Source organism: Saprospiraceae bacterium (assembly GCA_026129545.1).
Classification (GTDB): domain Bacteria; phylum Bacteroidota; class Bacteroidia; order Chitinophagales; family Saprospiraceae; genus M3007.
On the sequence record JAHCHX010000001.1, the window covers coordinates 2,547,200 to 2,568,622 of the forward strand.

20 protein-coding genes are annotated in these 21,423 nt (G+C 54.6%); 8 read left to right on the forward strand and 12 right to left on the reverse strand.

Annotated elements, in window-relative coordinates; translation table 11 throughout:
* Positions 1-13 precede the first annotated feature (13 nt).
* The gene (locus tag KIS77_09760) at positions 14-220 is read left to right on the forward strand and encodes a hypothetical protein (protein MCW5922620.1); all 207 of its coding nucleotides are present in this window, start codon (positions 14-16) and stop codon (positions 218-220) included.
* A gap of 52 nt (positions 221-272) precedes the next feature.
* A complete protein-coding gene (locus tag KIS77_09765; protein ID MCW5922621.1) occupies positions 273-1,400 on the forward strand; it encodes a Gfo/Idh/MocA family oxidoreductase in 1,128 nt (375 codons plus the stop codon).
* Between the two features lie 82 nt (positions 1,401-1,482).
* Here KIS77_09765 and KIS77_09770 read toward each other — a convergent pair whose 3' ends face one another.
* Positions 1,483-1,752 (reverse strand): hypothetical protein, encoded by a 270-nt coding sequence (locus tag KIS77_09770; GenBank protein MCW5922622.1) that lies wholly within the window; start codon positions 1,750-1,752, stop codon positions 1,483-1,485.
* Between the two features lie 340 nt (positions 1,753-2,092).
* Here KIS77_09770 and KIS77_09775 point away from each other — a divergent pair, with 340 nt between their 5' ends.
* Entirely contained in the window at positions 2,093-2,326 is a 234-nt protein-coding gene (locus KIS77_09775) for a ferrous iron transport protein A (GenBank protein MCW5922623.1), read from the forward strand.
* On the forward strand, positions 2,323-4,485 hold the full coding sequence (feoB, locus tag KIS77_09780; GenBank protein MCW5922624.1) for a ferrous iron transport protein B: 2,163 nt from the start codon (positions 2,323-2,325) through the stop codon (positions 4,483-4,485). The genes KIS77_09775 and feoB overlap by 4 nt, the downstream gene beginning before the upstream one ends.
* A 1-nt stretch (position 4,486) precedes the next feature.
* Here feoB and KIS77_09785 read toward each other — a convergent pair whose 3' ends face one another.
* The 6 genes from KIS77_09785 to KIS77_09810 all read right to left on the reverse strand — a co-directional run bounded on the left by KIS77_09785 (position 4,487) and on the right by KIS77_09810 (position 10,727).
* Entirely contained in the window at positions 4,487-5,791 is a 1,305-nt protein-coding gene (locus KIS77_09785; GenBank protein ID MCW5922625.1) for a DEAD/DEAH box helicase, read from the reverse strand.
* Positions 5,792-5,969: 178 nt separating this feature from the next.
* Positions 5,970-7,370: an IS66 family transposase gene (locus KIS77_09790; GenBank protein MCW5922626.1), complete on the reverse strand. Its 1,401-nt coding sequence runs from the start codon at positions 7,368-7,370 to the stop codon at positions 5,970-5,972.
* A gap of 97 nt (positions 7,371-7,467) precedes the next feature.
* Positions 7,468-7,896: a DUF4281 domain-containing protein gene (locus KIS77_09795; GenBank protein ID MCW5922627.1), complete on the reverse strand. Its 429-nt coding sequence runs from the start codon at positions 7,894-7,896 to the stop codon at positions 7,468-7,470.
* A 104-nt stretch (positions 7,897-8,000) separates the two neighbouring features.
* Positions 8,001-8,861: a carboxylating nicotinate-nucleotide diphosphorylase gene (nadC, locus tag KIS77_09800; GenBank protein MCW5922628.1), complete on the reverse strand. Its 861-nt coding sequence runs from the start codon at positions 8,859-8,861 to the stop codon at positions 8,001-8,003.
* Between the two features lie 22 nt (positions 8,862-8,883).
* Positions 8,884-9,447, reverse strand: a complete 564-nt coding sequence (locus tag KIS77_09805) for a thioredoxin family protein (GenBank protein ID MCW5922629.1) — start codon at positions 9,445-9,447, stop codon at positions 8,884-8,886.
* Positions 9,448-9,944: 497 nt separating this feature from the next.
* Positions 9,945-10,727 carry a M15 family metallopeptidase gene (locus KIS77_09810; protein ID MCW5922630.1) on the reverse strand — a complete coding sequence of 261 codons (783 nt, stop codon included), beginning with the start codon at positions 10,725-10,727 and terminating at the stop codon, positions 9,945-9,947.
* 209 nt (positions 10,728-10,936) lie between these two features.
* Between KIS77_09810 and KIS77_09815 the strand changes: the two genes are divergently transcribed.
* From KIS77_09815 to KIS77_09830, 4 genes are all read left to right on the forward strand, one after another.
* Positions 10,937-13,048, forward strand: a complete 2,112-nt coding sequence (locus KIS77_09815; GenBank protein MCW5922631.1) for a PQQ-binding-like beta-propeller repeat protein — start codon at positions 10,937-10,939, stop codon at positions 13,046-13,048.
* Between the two features lie 288 nt (positions 13,049-13,336).
* Positions 13,337-13,537: a hypothetical protein gene (locus KIS77_09820; GenBank protein ID MCW5922632.1), complete on the forward strand. Its 201-nt coding sequence runs from the start codon at positions 13,337-13,339 to the stop codon at positions 13,535-13,537.
* A gap of 80 nt (positions 13,538-13,617) precedes the next feature.
* Positions 13,618-14,061, forward strand: coding sequence for a DUF1573 domain-containing protein (locus tag KIS77_09825; protein MCW5922633.1), 444 nt, complete (start codon positions 13,618-13,620; stop codon positions 14,059-14,061).
* Positions 14,062-14,128: 67 nt separating this feature from the next.
* A complete protein-coding gene (locus KIS77_09830; GenBank protein MCW5922634.1) occupies positions 14,129-14,683 on the forward strand; it encodes a hypothetical protein in 555 nt (184 codons plus the stop codon).
* 37 nt (positions 14,684-14,720) lie between these two features.
* On the opposite strand, the gene KIS77_09835 is transcribed toward KIS77_09830, so the two are convergent.
* The 5 genes from KIS77_09835 to KIS77_09855 form a co-directional block, all read right to left on the reverse strand.
* The gene (locus tag KIS77_09835; GenBank protein MCW5922635.1) at positions 14,721-15,050 is read right to left on the reverse strand and encodes a hypothetical protein; all 330 of its coding nucleotides are present in this window, start codon (positions 15,048-15,050) and stop codon (positions 14,721-14,723) included.
* A gap of 50 nt (positions 15,051-15,100) precedes the next feature.
* A complete protein-coding gene (locus KIS77_09840) occupies positions 15,101-15,871 on the reverse strand; it encodes an enoyl-CoA hydratase/isomerase family protein (GenBank protein MCW5922636.1) in 771 nt (256 codons plus the stop codon).
* A 192-nt stretch (positions 15,872-16,063) separates the two neighbouring features.
* On the reverse strand, positions 16,064-19,711 hold the full coding sequence (locus KIS77_09845) for a hypothetical protein (protein MCW5922637.1): 3,648 nt from the start codon (positions 19,709-19,711) through the stop codon (positions 16,064-16,066).
* A 63-nt stretch (positions 19,712-19,774) separates the two neighbouring features.
* A complete protein-coding gene (locus tag KIS77_09850) occupies positions 19,775-20,854 on the reverse strand; it encodes a hypothetical protein (GenBank protein ID MCW5922638.1) in 1,080 nt (359 codons plus the stop codon).
* A gap of 86 nt (positions 20,855-20,940) precedes the next feature.
* Positions 20,941-21,237 carry a hypothetical protein gene (locus KIS77_09855; protein ID MCW5922639.1) on the reverse strand — a complete coding sequence of 99 codons (297 nt, stop codon included), beginning with the start codon at positions 21,235-21,237 and terminating at the stop codon, positions 20,941-20,943.
* Positions 21,238-21,423 lie beyond the last annotated feature (186 nt).

The window sequence follows — 21,423 nt, forward strand, 5'->3', positions numbered from 1 at the left end:
CCGGGTTGGGTGAATGGAGCAAATGCTCAAGCGCGCCAATACCTCATCGCTTGCCGGAAGGCAGGAGATGATGGCGATGATGCAGAAGAGCGCATTCGATTTTCATAACGGGGCAAAGGTACACGCGGATTTTTTTATTTTTCAAAACGAAAATGGAGAGAACAGCGGAAAGTGGAAAAATCAGATAAAAAATCCTTGCTTTGCGGCAGCATATCGCTGATTTTACACACAATCTCCTCCTGCTCATTATGAAACAAAAGATACGCATGGGCATGGTCGGCGGGGGCATAGGCGCCTTCATTGGCGGGGTGCACCGCATGGCTGCCGCATTGGATGGCGAAATCGAACTCGTCTGTGGCGCTTTCAGCAGCGACCCAGAGAAATCCAAGGCTTCCGGCGCGGAGCTCGGCCTGCCGCCCGACCGTTGTTACGGCACTTTCAAAGAGATGATTCAGCGCGAAAAACGCCTCCGCCCCGACAAGCGGATGCAGTTCGTCAGCATCGTCACGCCCAACCATGTCCACTTTGCTCCCGCCAAGATGGCGCTGGAGAACGGTTTCCACGTTATTTGCGACAAGCCATTGGCTTTCAACATGAAAGAAGCCCTCGCGCTGGAAAAGTTGGTGGAAAAAACCGGGTTGGTGTTCGCGCTCACACACAACTACACGGGCTACCCAATGGTGAAGCAGGCGCGACAGATGATCAAACATGGCGAATTGGGCAACATCCGAAAAGTGGTGGTGGAATATCCGCAGGGCTGGCTCAGCACCAAGGCCGAGGATACTGGCTCGAAGCAAGCCGCGTGGCGCACCGACCCCCAGCGCAGCGGCATCGCCGGCGCAATGGGCGACATCGGCACCCATGCCGAAAATCTGGCGGAATACGTCACGGGGTTAAAAATCACCGAAATCTGTGCCGACATCAGCATTTTCGTGCCGGGCCGCCAGCTCGACGACGATGGCAACGTGCTGCTTCATTTCGACAATGGCGCAAAAGGCATCCTGCACGCCAGCCAAATCTCCGCTGGGGAAGAGAACAACCTGAACATCCGTGTCTATGGCGAAAAAGGTGGGCTTGAATGGCGACAGATGGAACCCAACACGCTCGTCGTGAAGTGGCTGGACAGGCAGACGCAAATTTTCCGCACGGGCGTGGGGCCGCTTTATCCCGAATCACTGGCGCACACCCGCATTCCGGCGGGGCATCCTGAGGGCTATTTGGAGGCTTTTGCCAACATCTACCGCAATTTCGCGCATTGTGTCCGCGCGCACATTGAGGGCAAAAAGCCCAATCCGCTGTATGCCGATTTTCCGCTCGTGGAAGATGGTGTGCGCGGCATGAGGTTTATCGAAAAAGTCATTGCGAGCGGAAAGAGCAAAAGCAAGTGGGTTCGGTTTTGAGTATTGACGGCATAGGCCCCTCAACGAAAAAGGCGACTCCGACATTCGGAATCGCCTTCTTTCTTGTTTTCTCAACGGCACATTACGCTGCTCCCGGTGCTTTTTTGAACAAACCGCCCACGAGCGAACCCGCGCCGCCGCCTATCAAGGCGGTGATGATGTTCAAAATCATGTTGTCGCCACCGCCGCCGCCCATGACGGCTGACACGATGAGCGGAAGCACGTTGCCTCCGACAGCGCCGGAAAGCAGATTGCCGACCATGCCGAGGCCGTTCTTTTTGAGCATATTGCCCAAATAGCCACCGCCAGCGCCGAGTAATGTGTTGAGAAGGTAAGGTAGAACCTGTTCCATTTTGTCCTGATGTTTGTGAAAGATGAAAGTTGCTTTTCGTGGGGCGAAACTATGTAATTGTTTGGTAAAAAAACCAAATCATCGTCAACTATATTTTTTAACAGCGACTTTAAAGCATTTAATTCTATTTGCTCGGCTTGGGTGGCGACTTTCTGTTTTTGAGATTTTTTTGGCGATTGCCACCCTTCACGCGCTTTTCTCGTCTGCACAATGATTCTAATCATCGCAACAACTGACAAAACCCTTGCAGAATTTTTGTTGGCGTTTGGCGAACAGCTTCTACATTTGCCGTGTTTAGATTTTGACTAAATTATTGGCCTTAACCAAGCCCCTTTCTAAGATGCAGCGCCGTTACCGCACCGTTCCTGACCTGAAACAAAACGAAAGCGCCCTCACGCTTGCCTTCACCGACCCCACGTTGGCGGGAAAATTAACCGCCATGGGGGTACTGCCTGGCGTACGCATTGAGTTGGTACGCCCCGCACCTTTTGGCGAAGCCTATTATGTAAAAGTTGATGGTGTCCGCTTAGCGCTCCGTGAAGAGGAGGCCGCGAGCATTTTATTGGAAGCATGAAAGAAGCACGCGGCAAAGTCCCGAAGATAGCACTCATTGGCAACCCGAACAGCGGCAAATCCACGGTTTTCAACCAACTGACCGGGCTGCGTCAAAAAACTGGCAATTTTCCCGGGGTGACGGTGGAAGTGAAGGAAGGTCGTTTGCGCTTCCCCAGCGGAGCGGAGGCGCTCTTGATTGACCTGCCCGGCACTTACAGCTTGCACCCCACCTCTTCCGACGAGAAAATCGTCACGACCGTGCTCACCAATCCCAAGGATGATTTTTACCCTGACGCACTGGTCTATGTGGCCGACGTGACACACTTGGAGAAGCATTTGCTGTTGTTTACGCAGCTGCTTGACTTGGGCTTGCCGATGCTTATGGCGCTCAATATGGCCGATACTGCCGCTGAAGCAGGCATCAAAGTGAACACTGGCAAATTGGCCGAACGCTTTGGGGTGCCGGTGGTCTCCATCAGTGGGCGCACAGGCGAGAACATCCAGAAGTTGTTGCTCGATTTGGAAAAATTGCTGAACGGCGACGGGCACCACCGACGCCCCACATCGGCATTTTATCCTTTGCGGGAGGTCGAAAAACAGGTGGCCGATGCGGCACAGCTCAATGTTGCGACGGGTAGCCCCTATCACGCCTTGTTGCTGGCCCATCATCACGCTTGGTTGCCTTTTTTGCAAAAACAGGAACGTGAGACATTGGCCGCCATCGTGCAGACCAAAGATTTCCAGTCCTTGCGGGTGCAGGTGGACGAAACCCTCGACCGCTTCGACCGCTTCACGCCCATCGTGCGGCAGACGGTGTCGCAACCTTCCGTCGAGCCCACCACTTTTACTGACCGTATTGACACCATCCTGACGCACCGTTGGTTTGGGCCACTTATCTTTTTTGGCGTGATGCTGCTGGTCTTTATGGCGATATTTTTTGGATACGACATCACGGGCGGCTGGGTGGAAAGCGGCATTGGCGTAGTGATAGATGCCATTAGCGGGGGTTTGAGAGAAAATTGGTTCACCGACTTGCTGACCAAAGGGGTATTGCCGGGCTTGCAGGGCATCTTGGTTTTTGTGCCTCAAATCGCGCTGCTTTTTCTGCTCATCACCATTTTGGAAGAAGTGGGCTACATGGCGCGGGCGGTATTTATTTTTGATAAAACCATGCGCCGCTTTGGCATGAACGGGCGGAGCATCGTGGCGCTCATTGGCGGTGGTGCTTGCGCGGTGCCAGCCATCATGGGCACACGCACCATCAGCAACTGGAAAGAGCGGCTCATCACGGTAATGGTGACGCCATTCATCAGTTGCAGCGCACGCATCCCGGTCTATCTGGTGCTCATCCCGGTGGCTTTGCCCCACAGCAGCTGGTGGACCAAGTCGCTCGTGTTTGGTGGGATGTATTTCTTCGGGCTGCTCGCCGCCTTGGGGGCTGCCTACACATTCAAGAAGCTCTTGCGGACCAGCGACCCTTCCTATCTCGCGCTGGAGCTCCCCGTCTATCGGATGCCCCACTGGAAAAACGTGTGGCTCACGGTGTGGGAAAAAGTCAAAGCCTTTATCAGCGGCGCAGGCAAAATCATTCTCTATATCTCTGTCATCTTGTGGATTTTAGGCAACACGGGGCCGTCCGGCGCTTTGGATAACGCCGAGGCGCAGGTGAAGGCCACCGCTACGGCAGAGATATCGCAAGACTCGCTCGACGACTTGGTGGCTGCCAAAAGGCTGGAAGCCTCGTTCGCGGGCATGGTGGGCAAGGCTATAGAACCACTCATCGCGCCGCTTGGCTACGATTGGAAAATCGGCATTGCCTTGCTCTCTTCATTTGCGGCAAGAGAGGTGTTCAATGGCACGATGTACACCATTTACAGCCTTGAGAGCGTGGGCAGGGTGGAGGAGGAGGAAGCCGCCAACCAACGTCCTTTTGAGCGTTATAGCCGTTTGCGAAGGCAAATGCGAGAGGATACTTTTAGGGACGGACGGCCTGTCTATACTTTGGCGACAGGCATCTCGCTGCTGGTTTTTTACGCGCTGGCGATGCAGTGCATGAGCACTCTGGCTGTGGTGCGCCGCGAGACGGGCAGCTGGAAATGGCCTTTGTTCCAGTTCTTCTTCATGAGTGGGCTGGCCTATCTGTGCGCGTGGGTGGCGTTTACGGTGTTGTCAAGATAAATCATGCAGCATCCCCCCCCACTTTGGGTTTGCCCTTGCCCCTTCTTCTTCGTCGCCTTCTTTGCGATTTTTCACCTTCGCCCGGAGGCTTTTTATCGGTCTCTTGTTTTCCCGTGCTGACAGGTTTCGCCTTCTGTGGCTTGCGGCGCGAGCGATGGCGGTCGCGCTCCTCGCCTGAGCCGATATGTGGCGGCACGGGGATTTTCGGCACCTCGTTGCCAATCAATTTTTCGATGCGCTTGAAGCGCACCAAGTCTGCGTGAGAGACCAAGGTGAGGGCGGCGCCCTTGCGGGCGGCGCGGGCCGTGCGACCGATGCGGTGCACATAGTCCTCTGCGTCGCGCGGCACGTCGTAGTTCACCACGAGGTCAATGCCGTCAATGTCAATGCCTCGGCTGAGCACGTCGGTGGCGACGAGAATGTCGGTTTGGCGGTTGCGGAAGGCGAGCATCACCTGTTCGCGCTCTTCCTGCTCGAGGTCGCTGCTGATTCGGGCAATTGGCAGCCCTCGGCTTTTCAATTGCTGGTAGAGTTGGCCGACGGCGATTTTGCTCGAGCAGAATATTAAGATGCGCTGACCCGTGCGGTCTTTCAGAATATCGGCTATCAGCGGCAATTTCTGGCGGTCGTTCACCATGTAGGCTCCCTGGCTGACCCCCTCGGCGGGTTTCGACAGGGCAATGCTGACGGTGACGGGGTTGCGTAAGAGGGTTTTGGCCAATTTCATCACCCCTTGTGGCATGGTGGCGGAAAAGAGCAGGCTCTGCCGTTGGGGATTGAGTGTTTTGATGATTTTGGTGAGGTCGGGCATGAAACCCATGTCGAGCATTCTGTCGGCCTCGTCAAGCACGAGAAAGCGCAGACGCGAAAAATTGACGTAGCCCAAATTGATATGCGCAAGCAGCCGTCCCGGCGTGGCGATGATGATGTCGGTGCCGCTTGTGATGGCCTCTTTGCCTTGCGCAAAATCTTTCCCGCCGCCGCCGCCATAGACGGCAATGGAGGAGATGTCGGTGAAATAGGAATACGCGGCAATGGCTTGGTCAATCTGCATGGCCAGCTCGCGGGTCGGCACGATGATGAGCGCCTGCGTATAGTTGGCCTCGTTCGATTCCAATATCTTGTGGATGATGGGCAGCACGAAGGCGGCTGTTTTCCCAGTGCCCGTCTGCGCGATGCCGATAAGGTCTTTGCCCTCTAAAATCACGGGAATAGCTTTCGCCTGTATGGGGGTAGCAGTTTTAAAATTGAGGGCCTCTATGCCGTCGAGCAAGTCGGGGTCGAATCCAAATTCAGTAAAATCCAATGAGTGGTTGTTTTTTGACTCGTTGCGGTGGAGGGCTTTCCCTTCACTCAAAGGCCTTCACCGCAACGAGTCTTTTGTTAATGGATAAATTTAGGCACAAAGGTAAGTCGCTTCAAGGGCTTTGAGCCGCGAAGGGGCGGCGGGTTTTATTTCTGATAATCAACAACTTTGTAAAAACTTAGCCAGCCTTAAAAACGATAGTTTTCCTATCAAAAGCGTTTGTCAGGTTCTGGAACACGTTCATTGAATGTTTGCGTAGAGTTGAGGTAAATGATTGTATGCGTGCATAGTGCTGCGCCCCTTTAAAGGTTTGGAAATTGGTGGCGACCTTTTGTTTGGTCTTCAGGCAACGGATGTCGCGCTCGGCTTGGTTGTTGGTGAACGGCACGTTTTGCTCAAAGGCAAAGGCAAGCCACTCGTCCCGGTGCTTGACCAGGCGATTGAGCAGGTTGCGTCCCTTCGAGTTTTTGGGCTTTCCTCTTTTGCCCTGTTTGGGGGGCGGCTCTTCCCTGTCGGCCGATTGGCAGATTTGCTCGAAGTGGTGCCGCCAGGTTTGAGGGTCGGCCACCGACCCGGTGCCCTTTTGGCTGGCTTGGTAGAGTTGCAGGACAAACTGGTGCATTTGGGAGGCCCATTTTGAGCCGTTTTCCGCCAGATTGGTCAGTTCCCGGAGCAGGTGCGCGCCACAGAGGGCGTGCTTGCACTGTTGAAAGTCAAAATAACTGGCCCAGCAGTCGTGCACGGCCCGCTTGGTGAAGTCCTTGAGCAGCGAGGCTTCGGATTCGAGCGCCTCCTTGCCCCGTTTTTTGTGGACGAACAGGTGGGTGAACAGCGCGGTCGAGGCGACGTGGAACCAGTGGAGTTTTTTCTCCACCCGCATGCCCGTTTCATCAAAATGAACCACATCGGAGGCCAAAACCGCCGTTTTGATTTGTTCCTCAATCGGCTCAAGGGCTTGGTACATGCCAGCGTTGGCCGTCAGGGCGGTGCTTTCGTTGAACGAACAGCCCCACAGGTCGCCCATGAGTTGCTCGATTTTCTCCAGCGGCAGTTTGTAGTCGTTGTTCAACAGGACGCTCAGCGCCTTGATCCGGGAACCGTACTGCACAGGCTGGCCTACCTCGGGCGGAAAACAGCCCCAATGCTGCCTGCCACAACAGACCGCCACGCCCAACTGGTGCTCCGTGACCTCCATGCGGGGTGCGGGAATATCGAACACCTGGCGCTTTTGGGCCACTTCAACCACGTCGGCAGTGGAAAAATCCTTCGAACAGCAGGAGCAGGATGTGGCATGGTGCACCACAACGTGGTCCACCGTGTCCACCATCTTGAGCGTCTTGCCTTTGTGGCCCAACTGGCCGCCGCTCTTTTTGGGCGGCTCTTTGGGAAGGCCCGGTTTCTTGGACAAACCATCTGACGACGGCGGCTTGTGACTGTTCTTGCTGTTCATCTTTAGGCGCGAACGCAATTCGGCAACTTCCGCCCGAAGGGCAGCATTCTCGGATTCCAGTGCCTCAACCTTGGCAAGCAAGACCATGACCAAATCCTTCAATACCGATATGTCATTCGATAACTCCATGAACCAGATGTATTCGCTAAAACAATTTTACATTGACTTGGGTTGGATGCCTAAGTTTTTACACAACTTTTAAATTTCCCCGCGTTTTCGCGGTGAATCACCCGACTTCCCATTTTTTGGTTTTAAAAAAACGCACGACGAGGTAGAGCAGCAACCCCGCTGGCCCTGTCAGCATTGTGAGCAACAAACTGGGGATGAGAAAAATATGCCCGATTTTCAGCTGCCGCGCATCGTGCGTTTGCCAAGTGCCGACGAGCAGACAGAACGAAAGGTAGTTGAGCCAGCCCGTCAGGAGCATTTCCTTGCTGCGGAACAGGTTGGTCAATCCATCCAACGAGCGCAGGCTGCCGCCACCTTCCGCCCCCACTAAGTATTGAATGGTGAAAATAGCCGCCGCCAACAACAACACGACCGCCGAGCCAAAGGCAATGGGTTCGGTGTATTGCCATCTGGGAGCAAAAATCAACAGCGCCCACGGGATGAAAATCAGCACGCTGGCGTACCAGTAAAAATCGTCGGATGACATGAGTTTAGTTGTTGGTTACTGGTTCATAGTTATTGGTTCTTAGTTGTTCGTTTTCAGTTGTTTGCTTGCCATCTATCGCTCTCCGAACGAAGAACAAACAACTATCAACGAACAATTTTCAAACTAAGGTCCAGCGGTTGCGCCGAATGAGTCAAGGCGCCTGCCGAAACATAATTGACCCCTGTTTGGGCATATTTTCTGACGTTGAAAAGGGTGATGCCGCCAGAGGCTTCGGTCTCGAAACGACCGCCCACTATAGCGACGGCTTCGTGCAAAATCGGAATTTCAAAATTGTCGAACATGATGCGCGTGATGCCGCCCGTGTTCAAAACTTCCTCTAACTCAACCAAGTTGCGTACTTCGACCGTGATGCCGAGATTGAGATTTTTTTCCTTCAAATAGGCACGCGCTCTTTCGATGGCTTTGCGAACACCACCCGCCGCGTCGGCGTGGTTGTCTTTTATCATTATCCAGTCATAAAGGCCCCATCTGTAGTTTTCGCAGCCGCCGATTTTGACGGCCCATTTTTCCAGAAAGCGAATGAGAGGCGTGGTCTTGCGCGTGTCGAGCACTTTCACAGGCAAGTCGCCGACCTCGAAGGCGAAGCGGCTGCTGAGCGTGGCGATGCCGCTCATGCGCTGCATGGTGTTGAGGGTAAGGCGCTCGGCTTGTAGCAAGGCACGCGTGTTGGCCTCTACCTCAAAGCCGGTCTGCCCGAAGAGCACGTCGGAGCCGTCGGGCTTGTGGACGGTCATTTTGGCGGTCGGGTCGAGGTGGCGGAAGATGCGCTCGGCCAGCTCTATGCCCGCCAACACGCCGTAGTCTTTGATTTTCAACACGGCGCGGCTGCGGCTGTCTGCCGGAATCGTCGCCAAAGAGGTGTGGTCGCCCGCGCCGATGTCTTCTTTCAGTCCGGCGACGATGAAGTCGTTGATTTGTGCGTCGGTGATTTGCTGTGGTCGCATGAATAGTGGATTTGTGGATTGGTTACTCCTTCCATTTAATGTTGCACCCCCCGCTCGGTCGTTGAATTGCGGGGGCGGGTTTTCCGGCCAAAACTGCGTCCAGCGCCGTCCGCAAATCTTCGCCCGTCGGGGGAATCGGATTGCGCTTGGGGCGGCTGGGGTCGAGTTGGCCGCGATAAAAGAGTTTCAAATCATGGTCAAAAACATAAAAATCTGGCGTACAAGCCGCGTCGTAAGCGCGGGCCACGTCCTGACTTTCGTCGTAAAGGTAGGGAAATGTGTAGCCCGCTTCCGCCGCGTGGGTTTTCATTTTGTCGGGCGCATCTTCGGGATGGGTCACCACGTCGTTGCTGCTGATGCCGACAAACGATACGCCTTTCGACTTATATTCCGCCACCACGTTCACGATTTCGGGGTTGACGTAGAGGACGTAGGGGCAGTGGTTGCACAGGAACATCACCACCGTCGCCCGTGCGCCAGCGGCCACGTCTTTCAGCGCGACGGTTTTCCCGCTCACCGTGTCGGGCAAGGCAAAATCCGGGGCTTTGGTGCCGAGCGGAAGCATATTTGATTCGGTGTAGGCCATTTTGAATAAGGGTTGATGAGAGTTGATAAGAGTTGATGAGGGTTGATGAGAGTTGATAAGGGTTGATGAGGGTTGATAAGAGTTGATAAGGGTTGATGAGGGTTGATAAGAGTTGATGAGGGTTGATGAGGGTTGATAAGAGTTGATGAGGGTTGATAAGAGTTGATGAGGGTTGATGAGGGTTGATAAGAGTTGATGAGGGTTGATAAGAGTTGATGAGGGTTGATAAGAGTTGATAAGAGTTGATGAGGGTTGATGAAGGTTGATGAGAGTTGATGAGGGTTGATGAAGGTTGATGAGGGTTGATGAGGAGAGTGTCCACAAAAGTGTGTCACCCCAATTCGGGCAATGAGAAAACACAGAGACACGGTGGCACAGAGTTTTGGTTTTCAATGATTGCGCTTCTTTGAGCGCAGCGTTCGCCGTGTAAAAAAACATGCAGGAAGGTTTGACACGCTTTTCTGAACATTCCCCCTTTATCAACCCTCATCAACCTGTTATTTGCAAGCCTGATTTATTCCCAAAACGTAGTTTTTCACGATGCCGATTTCGACTGCCGTTTCCGCGCCTTTGAAGCCTTTGATGTCAGCGTCTTGAATGTTTTTTTCGTATTGTTCCAAAAAAGACTTGCTGAGGGGAAGGTACGACCAATGCCATTTTTCCTCAAAATAGCCCGATGGCCGCTTTGGGGTGTAGGGTTGGCAAAACCCGTATTCGTGAGCGTGGGCGCTGAGCCATTGATAGACCTTTTCGAACTTGCCCCCTTGCTCAAACGAGGGATTGTTCAGGTCGTTCAAATCAATATCGGTGCCCCAATGGTGGCGCGAGGAGCCGGGCATGGAAGAGTATTCGAGGATTTTCAGGGCGCGGGCTTTGGCGCCGGGGGCATCCTTGGCGAAACGGCTCCATTTTTCCTCCCAAATCGTCTTCTGACGGTCGAAGTTGCGGGTGCTGGAAATGATTTTCAACACCACACCGTCTTTTTCTGCGGCGCTGTGCATCAACTTGAATGCCTCGAATGCCTCTTTTCGCATGAGCATGCCGGGCTTGTCGGAATATGGTTTGCCCACTGTCACAAAATTGGGGTGCGTGGCTGGGTTGAATTTTCCGAGCAAATAATCAATATCCACCGTTGGGGCGGGGGTGGCGGGTGGCGGGCTGGAAACCAACGTGCCCGGTGGCACGCCTTCTTGCCCGCTGGGTGCCATGTCCTGTCTGTCGGAGCGAACATTCGACTGGCAGCTTGATGCCACCAAGAGCAAAAGAAAAATGGAACGCATGCGCAGGATATGCTTTGTTTTGAAGCTCAAAAGTAGGGCAATCCCGCTTTTTGGTAAGAAACTGTTTTATACTTTGATTTGCCGGGATTTGCCAGTTGGCTATGATTGCACTGCTTGATTTTGAGCAGTAGCCATGCTCAAGACTTGAGGGCGCGGAGTATTAGAGCCTCTAAGGCTTGTATTTTAGCCGCCCTAAACCTGCCCGTCTCATGCCCAACTTTACATATTCCCTTGCCGCTTTCTTTTTGCTTTTTTCCGCCTGCCATTTTACTGCCACAAATACCGACTGGCCCGCCTATCTCGGCGACGACGGGCGCACCCATTTTTCTCGGCTCGACCAAATCAACACTGCCAATGTCGCCAGTCTGAAAGTCGCCTGGACGTATCAAAGTGGCGGTGCGGACACGGTGAAAAATACCACTCAAATCCAGCACAACCCACTCATCATCAATGGGGTGCTGTATGGTGCTTCGCCCGACGTGAGCATTTTCGCGCTTGATGCCGCCACAGGGCAAGAACGGTGGAAATTCAACACTTTCGAGTGGCTCGGCGGCGAAAACTCTTGGGCAGGCATTTGCCGAGGATTGGCACACTGGACGGATGGGAAGGCCCAACGACTGCTCTACTGCGCCAGTACTTTTTTGATTTCGCTGGACGCGACGACGGGGCAGCCCGATTCCACTTTTGGCCACAAAGGCAAGGTGGATTTGCGCCGCGACTTGGACTACCACAAAAACGATTTTTTCATCGTCAACACCTCGCCCGGCGTGGTGTATGGCGACCTTCTCATCTTGGGCATGCGGGTTTCAGAAGGTGCCGATGCCGCACCCGGCCACATTCGCGCCTTCGACGTGCGCACGGGACAGCGCCGCTGGATTTTTCACACCGTCCCGCACCCCGGCGAATACGGACACGAGACTTGGCAAGACCCCGACGCTTGGCAGCGCGTCGGCGGTGCCAATTGCTGGGCGGGCATGACGCTCGACGCGGAGCGTGGCATCGTCTTCATTCCCACTGGCTCGGCGGCGTTCGACTTTTGGGGCGGCAACCGCAAGGGCCAAAACCTCTTTGCCAACTGCCTCTTGGCACTTGACGCGAACACCGGACAACGCCTCTGGCATTTCCAAACCACCCACCATGACCTTTGGGACCGCGACCTGCCTTGCCCGCCTACGTTGCTGACGGTCAGTCGTTTTGGCAAAAAAATAGACGCGGTGGCGCAGCCCACCAAACAGGGCATGGTGTTCCTGTTCGACCGCACGACGGGGCAGCCGTTGTTCAAAATAGAGGAGCGGCCTGTTCCATTTTGGGGCGCGATGCCGGGCGAGGAGGTGTGGCCGACGCAGCCTTTTCCCGCAAAGCCCGCGCCTTTTGCCCGCCAACACATAACGGAGGCCGACTTGAATCCCTATTCGGAGCAGCGCGACAGCCTGCGAGTGGTTTTTTCCAATTTGCAAAAAGAATTTTATAGCCCGCCGAGCCGAGTCGGGACGCTTGTGTTGCCGGGCTTCGATGGTGGCGCGGAATGGGGTGGCGCGGCAGCTGACCCAGAGGGGGTGCTCTATGTGAACAGCAGCGAAATGCCATGGGTGTTGCGCATGGTGGACTTGCCTAAAAGCGACGGCAGCCAAGTGGGACAAGGGGAGAAACTCTACGCCACGCATTGTACGGGCTGCCACGGGCTGAATCGCCAAGGCAACGGAGCCAATCCCAATCTGGTGGGCATCAAAACGCGACGCTCGGAACAGTTTCTCGGCCAAATCGTCAGGCAAGGCAAAGGCGCGATGCCCTCGTTCGGCCACCTATCTCACGCGGAGCGCGAGGCCATCGTCGCTTATTTGACTGACAAAAAACCAACGCCCAACGGAGGCAAACACGCCGCGGAGCAGGAAGCGGGCATTCCGTTCACGCACACGGGCTACATTAGGCTGCAAGACGAAACTCGCCAGCCCGCCATCAAGCCGCCTTGGGGCACACTGAATGCTATTGACCTGAACACGGGCGAGTATCGCTGGACGGTGCCGCTTGGCGAAGACCCGCAACTGAAGCAAAAAGGAATCCGCCACACGGGCACGGAAAACTATGGCGGCCCAGTGGTGACAGCGGGCGGATTGGTGTTCATCGCTGCCACAAAGGATGAGAAAATCCGTGCTTTTGCTCGTTCGGACGGCAAATTGTTGTGGGAGGCCGACTTGCCCGCGAGTGGCTTTGCCACGCCCGCAACCTACTCGGTAGGTGGCAAACAGTATGTCGTCATCGCCTGCGGCGGCGGCAAGCTGGGGCGGCGTTCGGGCGATACCTACATGGCGTTCGCCCTTTGAGGTCAGGTTGGCCTGCTCAACGAGAAGGCGTATTTGGCAGCGTGGAGGGCGGTTTTGCTCATTGGCGGTGGAAGAATTGAACGGCAGGCCTTTTTTTATACTTCGCGCCGTTAGGTTTTGGGCATGGCTGCAATCGCAATCTGCTAAAAATCAAGAACATCAATCATGTTCATCTAACAAATCCTAGCGAATCAAGGTATACAAAAGATTCTAAACACTTGGCCGCTCGCGTCAGCCCCACCCCCACCGGGAGGGGAGCCGTCGCGTGCCGCTACGGACTGGCTCCATTTGCAACTCCTCGATGCGGAGGATGCGTTTTTGGAAGTTGCGGTGGGGGATTTGGGCGGCAGGCTAATCCAGCAATGGCAACCTTCCTTGCCGGGTCAATCTTTTTTGAGCATTCAGGTCAGTGAGTTGAAGCGGGGGCAGTATTGGGTGAGCGTGCGCAGCAAGAAAGGCCTGCACACCCGCTCGCGGCAAAAACATTGACCAAACGAGACGCATGATGTAGGAATCATGTTGGGTTTGTTGCCAATGCAAACACCAACTGTTTTACATTTGCCTCAAACATGAAGGCAACAAAAATCTCCGCTCTTGCTTCCTGCTTGCTTGTGGCTCAATCGCTCTTGGCACAATATGCCCCCGCGCCTGACTCCCTCGCAAGCCGCCCCGTCACCAGCGTCACTTTCGACTCGTCGTTCTACGATTTTGGCACCGTCCGTCAGGGGGAGGTCGTGACACGCGTTTTTCATTTCACGAACACTGGCACGGATTCGCTTGTTATCGCCGAAGTGAAAACGACTTGTGGCTGCACCGTGCCAGAATGGCCCCAAGAGCCTATTGCCCCCGGCGGCACGGGCGCAATCAAAGTAGAGTTCAACACCGCAGACAAAGCCGGGCGGCAGCTGCGCATCCTGCGCGTGTTCGCCAACACCGAACCGCCCGAAAGCATTCTGCAATTGGGCGGCGAAATAAAAGTGCAAAAAAAGAAGACACCCCCCAAAGGACAATAAACCGCCCCCAACTCCGTCCGCTCCGCTTGGCCGGACAAGGTGCTCAAACCACCCAAACCACTCTCACATGGCCTACACCGAATCAGATACGAACGCTTTCAAGAAGAAAGTCGAACGTTACAAAGAAATCCTCGAAAACACGCAACGCTACCGGGAGGCTTGGCAAAACGGCCTTCGGCAAACCATCATTGACCGGCTCAAGGAACTGGCCGAGGCGGGTGGCCTCGAATGTGAAATCGAGGAACGCAACGACATCGAAAACCTCGAAGCCGTGGTGCTCACGCTCGGCCATTCGGAGAGCGGCTTGGGCGAGCCAGTTGGCGGCGAGCTGCGCCGCGACCTCATCAAGCAAAACGGCTCGCTTGGTTATCAGCAGTTGTTCAATGGAAAGATTCTGGTGCTCATCAATTTCCCGTACATCGAAAAGTACGGTCAGCCGCAACCACCCAAAACTATCGCCATCTATCGGCCAGAGGAACTTAAAGATGCCTATATCCTTCGGCACATCGAAACGTTCATGACCGACATTACCAACTGGGAGGATTACGACGACGACCTGCCAGAGCCGAACCAACGCATTGGCTTCAAAATGAACTTTGAACAGGATGCAAAGGCGCAGTAGCCTTGCAAGGGCAGCACTGCAAAAGGGCCAAATCGGGCTATTTGAAAAGCCTTTCAAAAATGTGGTGCACGCCGCGCTCAATATGTTCAAACCCTTGATGCGCCTCGTAGATGGCCCTCATATCGGCCAGCACCTTGTCCTTATCCGCGTCTGTGGCGCAGTATTTTTCTTTGCAATCAAGAATGACTTCCAACGCTTCCGCGTCCGAACATTCCAAAAAACGCTGCCTCACCACCTCGTAGCGGTCGGGGGGCAGCGTGGGGGCAATTATTTCTTCCTCGTCGGCAGTGATGTAACCGTCGGTGTTGGCGGCAAAAAGCATCGCGAAAGCGCGAAAATCCTCGTAGGTCCAGTCAGTGTGCTGCATTGAATAAAAAATTTAGGAAGCGTTCGAGCGTACTTAAAACAATTGGCTTTTCAGCCTTTTTTAAATTCCGCAATCGCTTTTTTCGTGAAATCTGACAGTGCCAGCCTGCCGCTAATTGCCGCTCGTTCGGGGAGCAGCGCGTCCCAATGTTCTGTGCCTTGCCAGAACACCCGCTTCAGTTCGCGGAGTGCCTCCGGGCTGTACGAGCAGAGGTTTTTACAAAAATGAGCGAGGTAGGCATCCAATTGCTCCACCGTGTCGAAGGCTTCCTGAAACAAATTTTTCGACTTCGCCCAATCGGCGGTGAGCCACTCCGAAGGGTTCAAGGCCATTTGAGCAAAAGCTGCCGCGCCCACTTTCCGCTCCACCGCCGGGCCAATGACGAAAGGGCCAAAACCTACCGCCAGTTCGCTCAACCGCACCGAGGCCCACTTCGAAGCCATGCAAAAATCCGTCGCTGCCGCCAAGCCCACGCCACCGCCCACGGCTTTGCCGTGAATGCGCCCGACGACGATTTTGGGGCAAGTCCGCATGGCGTTGATGACATTGCCAAAGCCGGAGAAGAAAGCGAGGCTTGTTTCAAAATCGTCAATCGCGACAAGTTCGTCGAAGCTCGCCCCTGCGCAAAAAGTCTTGTGTTCGGCGCTGCGGAGGACGACGATTTTTGCCTCGGGATTTTTCCCTGCGGCCTCAAATGCCGCCACGAGGTCGTGCAGCAACTTACTTGGCAGGCTGTTGTGGTTGGGGTGGTAGAAGATGATATGCGCTACGCCATCGGTCGTCACGTCGGTGCGGACGTAGCCTTGTTGGGTGATGTCCATTGTGCGTTGGTTAGGTTTTGGGCAAAGGTAGGACAACGATACACCGCGCTGGACACACAGCGTGCGGTTTTTTGAAAACCACTTTGCATTGCGAGTGCCTTACGCCCAGCACAGCTTGGCCGCACGGGTCGCGCCAGTGGCACCATACAGTCTGCGAGTTTTCCCAAAAGAGCCTTTTTTAAACGAGGTCGCTCAATCCAATGCGACAATTTTCCCTGCACAAACCCTGCCTGCGACATCGCTGACCCGAAAGAGATAACATCCTGCCGGCAAACCCTCACGCCGAAACTCATAGGACTGCCCGGAGAACCGCGCCGTGCGAACCAGCCGCCCCGAGGCGTCGAACAGGTCGAAGCGTTTGTCGCCCTCGATGGGTTCGGTGGAAATAAATGTGGCCGCTTCGCCAGTGGGGTTGCCGAGGACGCGCCACAGCGGTGTGCGCCGTTGTGGCTCATCCACACGCACGAGCAACCGTCCGATGGTATGCCGCACGACGTTGGTGACGATGGGTGGGTTGAAGTCAAATATGATGGAGGCTTTGTTTTCAAAAACCGTCCCGTCGGGCAAGTCGGCAAGTTGTTGGATGGCAAAAGTGAAAAAGCCGTGCGAGGCCGGTTCGTTCACGTTGCTGTCGGGCAGAGCGATGGGAAAGAACAATACCTCCAGCGTGTCCATGCCGCGTATTTCCCAGACATATTCGTGCGAGGCGGCAACGGGCCGGAACGTATTGATGTCCAACCCCGGGGGCAACACGTCGAGCAGGAGCACCCGGAAAGCCGTGTCGGTGCCCGTGTTCTGAAAGTCAATGGTGTATTCAAAGGGGGTATTGGCTTCGACCAATTGTTCGGGGCCGACCCCTGTGGGGACCGCCGTTTTTTGGTTTGGGTCAAAAGCACCAACGACTTCCCGGCAGGCAAAATCATACTCCGGCGGACCTCTGTCCAGCCAAAAGGCATTGACTAAGAAAGGTGTCAACCCGCCGCAGTTCTCCAACGCGACAGCCGTCAGGGCTCCATTGGCATATTTAGTGGCCTCCATGCGATAAGTTGCCCCATCCGCTTGCATATCCACGGTCATGCTTTCCTGGCTCATCAGGCTGAAATTGCCGGTTTGGAACACTTCCTCGTTCCGAATAAGGCGGTAATCGTGCGGTGCAGAGGTAGGCGCGTCGCCGATGTTTTTTATGGTAAAGCGCAGGGTTGTGTCTGCAAGGCATTTTGCCGTCAGCTTGATTTCAGAGGAAGGCGGGGGCAGAAACGGGCAGGGCAGCAGGGTTCGGGCGAAAGCCTCCACGCATAGCGTTCGCTCGAAGATAAAATAATTGCAGTTGGTCTTTACCGTCATTTTAACAGTGGCGGCAGCCAAGGGCAGCATGTCTCCCAACTCGAAATACAGCGTATCGCCGTTTTGCTGCGCGAACGGCGGGTTGCTCGCGACAATATCCAACTCCAATGGTTTGACAAGGGTAAGGATAACGTCTTCCGCGAGGATATTGCCGGTGTTCCGCACGGATACCTCCATCTCTGATGTGGCAACGCAGCCCCTGAAATTGGACGGCATGCCGAGGGTCACCTCCAGCGAAGCACATTCCTGCTGAACCGGCGCCAGGATGAATGTCGCCTTGATGGTGTCCTGCAAGGGCGCCGGGCCGGGGTCAATGACCATGTCGTCTTTGCAAACCGCCCAGTTCGCCGAGGGGTATTGTGGCAGGTAAAGCGTGAACGGCCCGGTGTTGAAATACCGGAAATGCAGCAGCCCCTCCGCGTCGCTGGCTCGCAAGCCCATTTGACCGCCGCTCACCAAGCGCACCTGTACATCAGGAGCAGGCACATCGCCCGGACCGGCCAGGCAGTCGCCATCGTGGTCGAGCAATACCTGCACCTGCACCGGGATGGTGTTGCATCGGGAGACGACCTCTGCGTAAGAATCACATCCGGGGCCGTTGTTGTAAACGGCGAGGACGGTGCCGTTGGGGTCGTTGTTGAAGAGCAGCGAACAGATGCCATAGATGGCACATTCGCTCAGGTTGGGGTTATTATCTATAAACGAGATTTCCGGCCCAATGGAAACCAGGTTGTCCAAACCCTTCAAGGAAGCCAGTACCGGGTTGTCCTCAATCCGCATCCAAAGCCCGACGGATTGCAGGCTTTCCAACCCCTTAAAACTTGTCAATGACTGCGCAACCCTCACATAAAAAGCCCCGCCAATGGAACTGAGATTTTCGAGGCCGGTAAAATCAGTCACGTGCCAATGCCCCTGCAAACCAAAGTAGCCGCCGATGGTTTGCAGGTTTTCCAACCCCTCGAAACTCGCCAGCAAGTAAGGCGTGATAAATTGCCCGCCGATGGAAGTCAGACTCGACAAGGCCTGCACGCTCGTCAAGCCGGATTGGTTGTCAAGAATCAAATCCCCGCCGACTGTCACGAGATTTTCCAAACCGCTCAAACTTTGCAGCATCGGCGTTTTATTGACATATAAATTTCCTCCAACGGTAGCGAGTTGGTTCAAGCCTTCGAAGTCGGTAAGGACAGGGTTGTAGATGACGGTCAGGTTGCCGCCGATATGGGCGAGATTTTCCGCCCCGTGAAAACTCGTCAGCGCGTCATGTACATTAAAATTGCCGCCGATGAAGGTCAGATTGTCCAAGCCCTGCAAGCCGGTGATTGTATTGTCAATGATAAAATGCCCGCCGATGGAGTGGAGGTGTTCAAGCCCGGTCAGTTGAGCCAGCAGGGGATTGTATTGGAGATGGAAATTGCCCCCGATGTATGCAAGGTGGTCAAAACTGCCCAAATGCGTGAGCGCGTCGTGATACGAAAGGCGAAAAGCGTCGCCGATAGAATCCAGCATGGGCATACCGCTCACGCTCACCAACGAAGGATTGAACAAGACCATGAGGCTGTCGCCGATGCTGCGGAGGCTGTCAAAGCCGATAAGATTCTGTAGCCCAGCATTATTGGCCACCGTGAAATCTCCGCCAACGGATTGCAGGCTTTCCAGCCCAAGACAGTTGACAAGGGCGGGGTTATTGTTCAAGCCAAAGTTGCCGCCCACGGTTCTCAAGCGTTGCAAGCCGGTAAGTGCGAGCAACGCGTTGTTGCCGCTCAACAAACAATGATTTTCTACGGTAGCCAAACTGTCCAGGCCGCTCAGGTCGGTCAAGGCGTTATTGTCCTGGATGACCAAGCCGCCCACAGCACGCAGGCGGTTCAGCCCGATGATGCTTGGGAGGCGAGCATTGCCTGAAATGACCAAATCGCCGCCGATGGTTTCCAGACTGCCCACGCCGGAGAGGTTTTGCAGCAACGAATCGTTGTAAGTAGCGATGCTGAACGTTCCGCCGATGTGTTGGAGGTTGTCCAAGCCGCTTAAATTGGTCAGTTGGCTGGCTCCCACAACACTCAAGTCACCGGGGATTATATGTATGTTTTCCAATCCGGCCAAACTCGTCAAGGCCGGGTTGCTTCCTATGTACAGGCCGCCGACATGCCGCAGTTGCTGCATTTCCTGAAAATTCACTATCCCGGCACCGAACACCAAGAGTTCACCGCCGATAGTGTCTATGTTGTGAAGGCCCTGCAAACTTGTGATGGACGAGCCTAACCATATCCTGAGGCTCCCGGCTATTTTCCGCACCGCGCTCAATCCTTGCAGGTTGCTGATACCGTCCAAGGGAATGAGCACATCACCTTCGATGACCTGACAGCCGGGGTAATTCGCCTGAAAATTGTCAATTTCAGCTTGGTTGGAAAAGGTGATGCCTTCAGGAAGGCAGGATTGGGCGGTGGCGGGAAGGACCAGGCAGAAGAGGAAGAGGGCCAGCAGCAGTGCTTTTTTCATAATTGATGGGAGTGAAGGGCAATTCATTTGCTTTTGTTGGTTTTCGGAAGGGAGCAATTGACTTCATCGCCCCGCAAACTCCAACCCATACCAATACCCATCCAGCACGCGCTGCTTCATCTCGTTTTTTGGCAGGTTGACCTCAATGAAGCGGGTAGTGATGATCTCCAATCCCCGTTTGGAAGTAGCATAATAGGTATTGTCGCAAGGGTCGAATGCGCTGGAGTAAAACTCCGGGTTGACGAAGCGCTCCGGGCCGGCGGGCAGGCCGGCGGAAATATCAAAGAGGGTGGTCACTACCGGATCACCAGAGGTGACACGGATGGAAACCAACGTCGTTTTTACCTCGCCTGTCGTGGCGTTGTTGGTGTTTCTCATAGCCAGAAGCACGCCCTCGTCCCGTTTGTATTCCAGCCCGAAGTACTGCACGATGTTGTCTATGGGATGATAGGAGCGGTCAATGTCTATATGCCGGGAGGTATTGGCGTTCAGGTTGACCTCGATGAGGTTGGTACCGGAGAGGAAATAGAATAAATCTCCGCCGGTGGAAACGGCTGACATATACTCCGGGCGCAGCGGGCTGTTGGTCGTTGCGCTGTTGCCTATAAGCCCCACACCGTCCAATCCAGTAATAGGGTTGACCTCATTGATGCTGTAAAACCATTCGGATGCACTGAATTGCTCCGCGTAAATAGTGTGCAACCGGCCTTTGTGAAACACCGGACATACGTCAATCCTCGGCCCCGGTGTGAGGGTGGGAAGCCCCGACCCTGCATTGAAAGAAAAGAACTGGTCGCCGGTGCCGTAATAGTGCCAATACACATAGCGTCTGCTCGTGCTGTCGTAAGCGGAAAAGTTGGAGCGGATAAACCCGAGCATTGTCGGCACACCAAAAGGCCCGGCCTTGCTGACCGACGCAAACGGCTCCGGCACGGGCTTGGCGAACTCGTGCAGGCTGAAGGCCAAATTCACCCCCGATTCGGATTTTAGGGCGTAAAAAGCACCCCCGCACCGCGCCGGAGGCGGGGTGACGACCTGCTCGAGGGTCTCGCATTTTTGGCAGGCGGGGAGGGAGAGAAGGAGGGCTATGGCGGCGGCCAAAATGAGGGTCGCCTTGGTGAGGGAATGGGTTGTATTTTGCATGATGCTGATTTTTCTGATGTGTGTCACGTTTCTGTTTTTCAGGCCCGCAAAAGGTTTGCGAAACTTTGAAAGTTTCGCAAACCTGATTATACCTCCTGAAAGCCCGGCCCCAGCGTGTTGCGTACCTTCATAACACACCCGATGATTTTGTAGGTCAGTGTGTCTTTTATCATGTTGCGGCATTTTTCTGTCTGAATCAGGATTTTCAGAATCTCGGAATTTCTAAAATTTTCACCGTGCCGCGTTTTACAAGTTCTCCAATCCTGCGAATTCTGATTCAGACATTTTGGGCGCTGCTCCACCCGCAGCATAAACCCGCCGCTCTGCGCCTGGGCCGCCGAGGGCAAGAGGAAGAGGAAGAAGATAAAATGTCGTACATTCATACTGTCAGGATTGGTTTTGTGTTGGGCTGATGCTTCCACCTGCCCGTAATTTCGCTATCTCGTTTTTTACCGTGCCAGTCAGAGGCTGGCTGATGCCCGGCTTGCGTCATAAACGCTCGTCAGCCTTGTGGTTTTTTTATTGTTGCTGAACATTTGGGTAGTGCCAAATATCGAGTGGTGAAATCA

Excerpts from the sequence above, each read along its gene's own strand:
- KIS77_09770 (MCW5922622.1), bottom strand. The coding sequence starts at position 1,752 with ATGGAACAGGTTCTACCTTACCTTCTCAACACATTACTCGGCGCTGGC.
- KIS77_09810 (MCW5922630.1), bottom strand. The coding sequence starts at position 10,727 with ATGCGTTCCATTTTTCTTTTGCTCTTGGTGGCATCAAGCTGCCAGTCG.
- KIS77_09775 (MCW5922623.1), top strand. The coding sequence starts at position 2,093 with ATGCAGCGCCGTTACCGCACCGTTCCTGACCTGAAACAAAACGAAAGC.
- KIS77_09765 (MCW5922621.1), top strand. The coding sequence starts at position 273 with ATGGTCGGCGGGGGCATAGGCGCCTTCATTGGCGGGGTGCACCGCATG.
- KIS77_09830 (MCW5922634.1), top strand. The coding sequence starts at position 14,129 with ATGGCCTACACCGAATCAGATACGAACGCTTTCAAGAAGAAAGTCGAA.
- KIS77_09790 (MCW5922626.1), bottom strand. The coding sequence starts at position 7,370 with ATGGAGTTATCGAATGACATATCGGTATTGAAGGATTTGGTCATGGTC.
- KIS77_09845 (MCW5922637.1), bottom strand. The coding sequence starts at position 19,711 with ATGAAAAAAGCACTGCTGCTGGCCCTCTTCCTCTTCTGCCTGGTCCTT.
- nadC (MCW5922628.1), bottom strand. The coding sequence starts at position 8,861 with ATGCGACCACAGCAAATCACCGACGCACAAATCAACGACTTCATCGTC.
- KIS77_09825 (MCW5922633.1), top strand. The coding sequence starts at position 13,618 with ATGAAGGCAACAAAAATCTCCGCTCTTGCTTCCTGCTTGCTTGTGGCT.
- KIS77_09840 (MCW5922636.1), bottom strand. The coding sequence starts at position 15,871 with ATGGACATCACCCAACAAGGCTACGTCCGCACCGACGTGACGACCGAT.
- KIS77_09850 (MCW5922638.1), bottom strand. The coding sequence starts at position 20,854 with ATGCAAAATACAACCCATTCCCTCACCAAGGCGACCCTCATTTTGGCC.
- KIS77_09815 (MCW5922631.1), top strand. The coding sequence starts at position 10,937 with ATGCCCAACTTTACATATTCCCTTGCCGCTTTCTTTTTGCTTTTTTCC.
- feoB (MCW5922624.1), top strand. The coding sequence starts at position 2,323 with ATGAAAGAAGCACGCGGCAAAGTCCCGAAGATAGCACTCATTGGCAAC.
- KIS77_09760 (MCW5922620.1), top strand. The coding sequence starts at position 14 with ATGGAGCAAATGCTCAAGCGCGCCAATACCTCATCGCTTGCCGGAAGG.
- KIS77_09835 (MCW5922635.1), bottom strand. The coding sequence starts at position 15,050 with ATGCAGCACACTGACTGGACCTACGAGGATTTTCGCGCTTTCGCGATG.
- KIS77_09805 (MCW5922629.1), bottom strand. The coding sequence starts at position 9,447 with ATGGCCTACACCGAATCAAATATGCTTCCGCTCGGCACCAAAGCCCCG.
- KIS77_09855 (MCW5922639.1), bottom strand. The coding sequence starts at position 21,237 with ATGAATGTACGACATTTTATCTTCTTCCTCTTCCTCTTGCCCTCGGCG.
- KIS77_09795 (MCW5922627.1), bottom strand. The coding sequence starts at position 7,896 with ATGTCATCCGACGATTTTTACTGGTACGCCAGCGTGCTGATTTTCATC.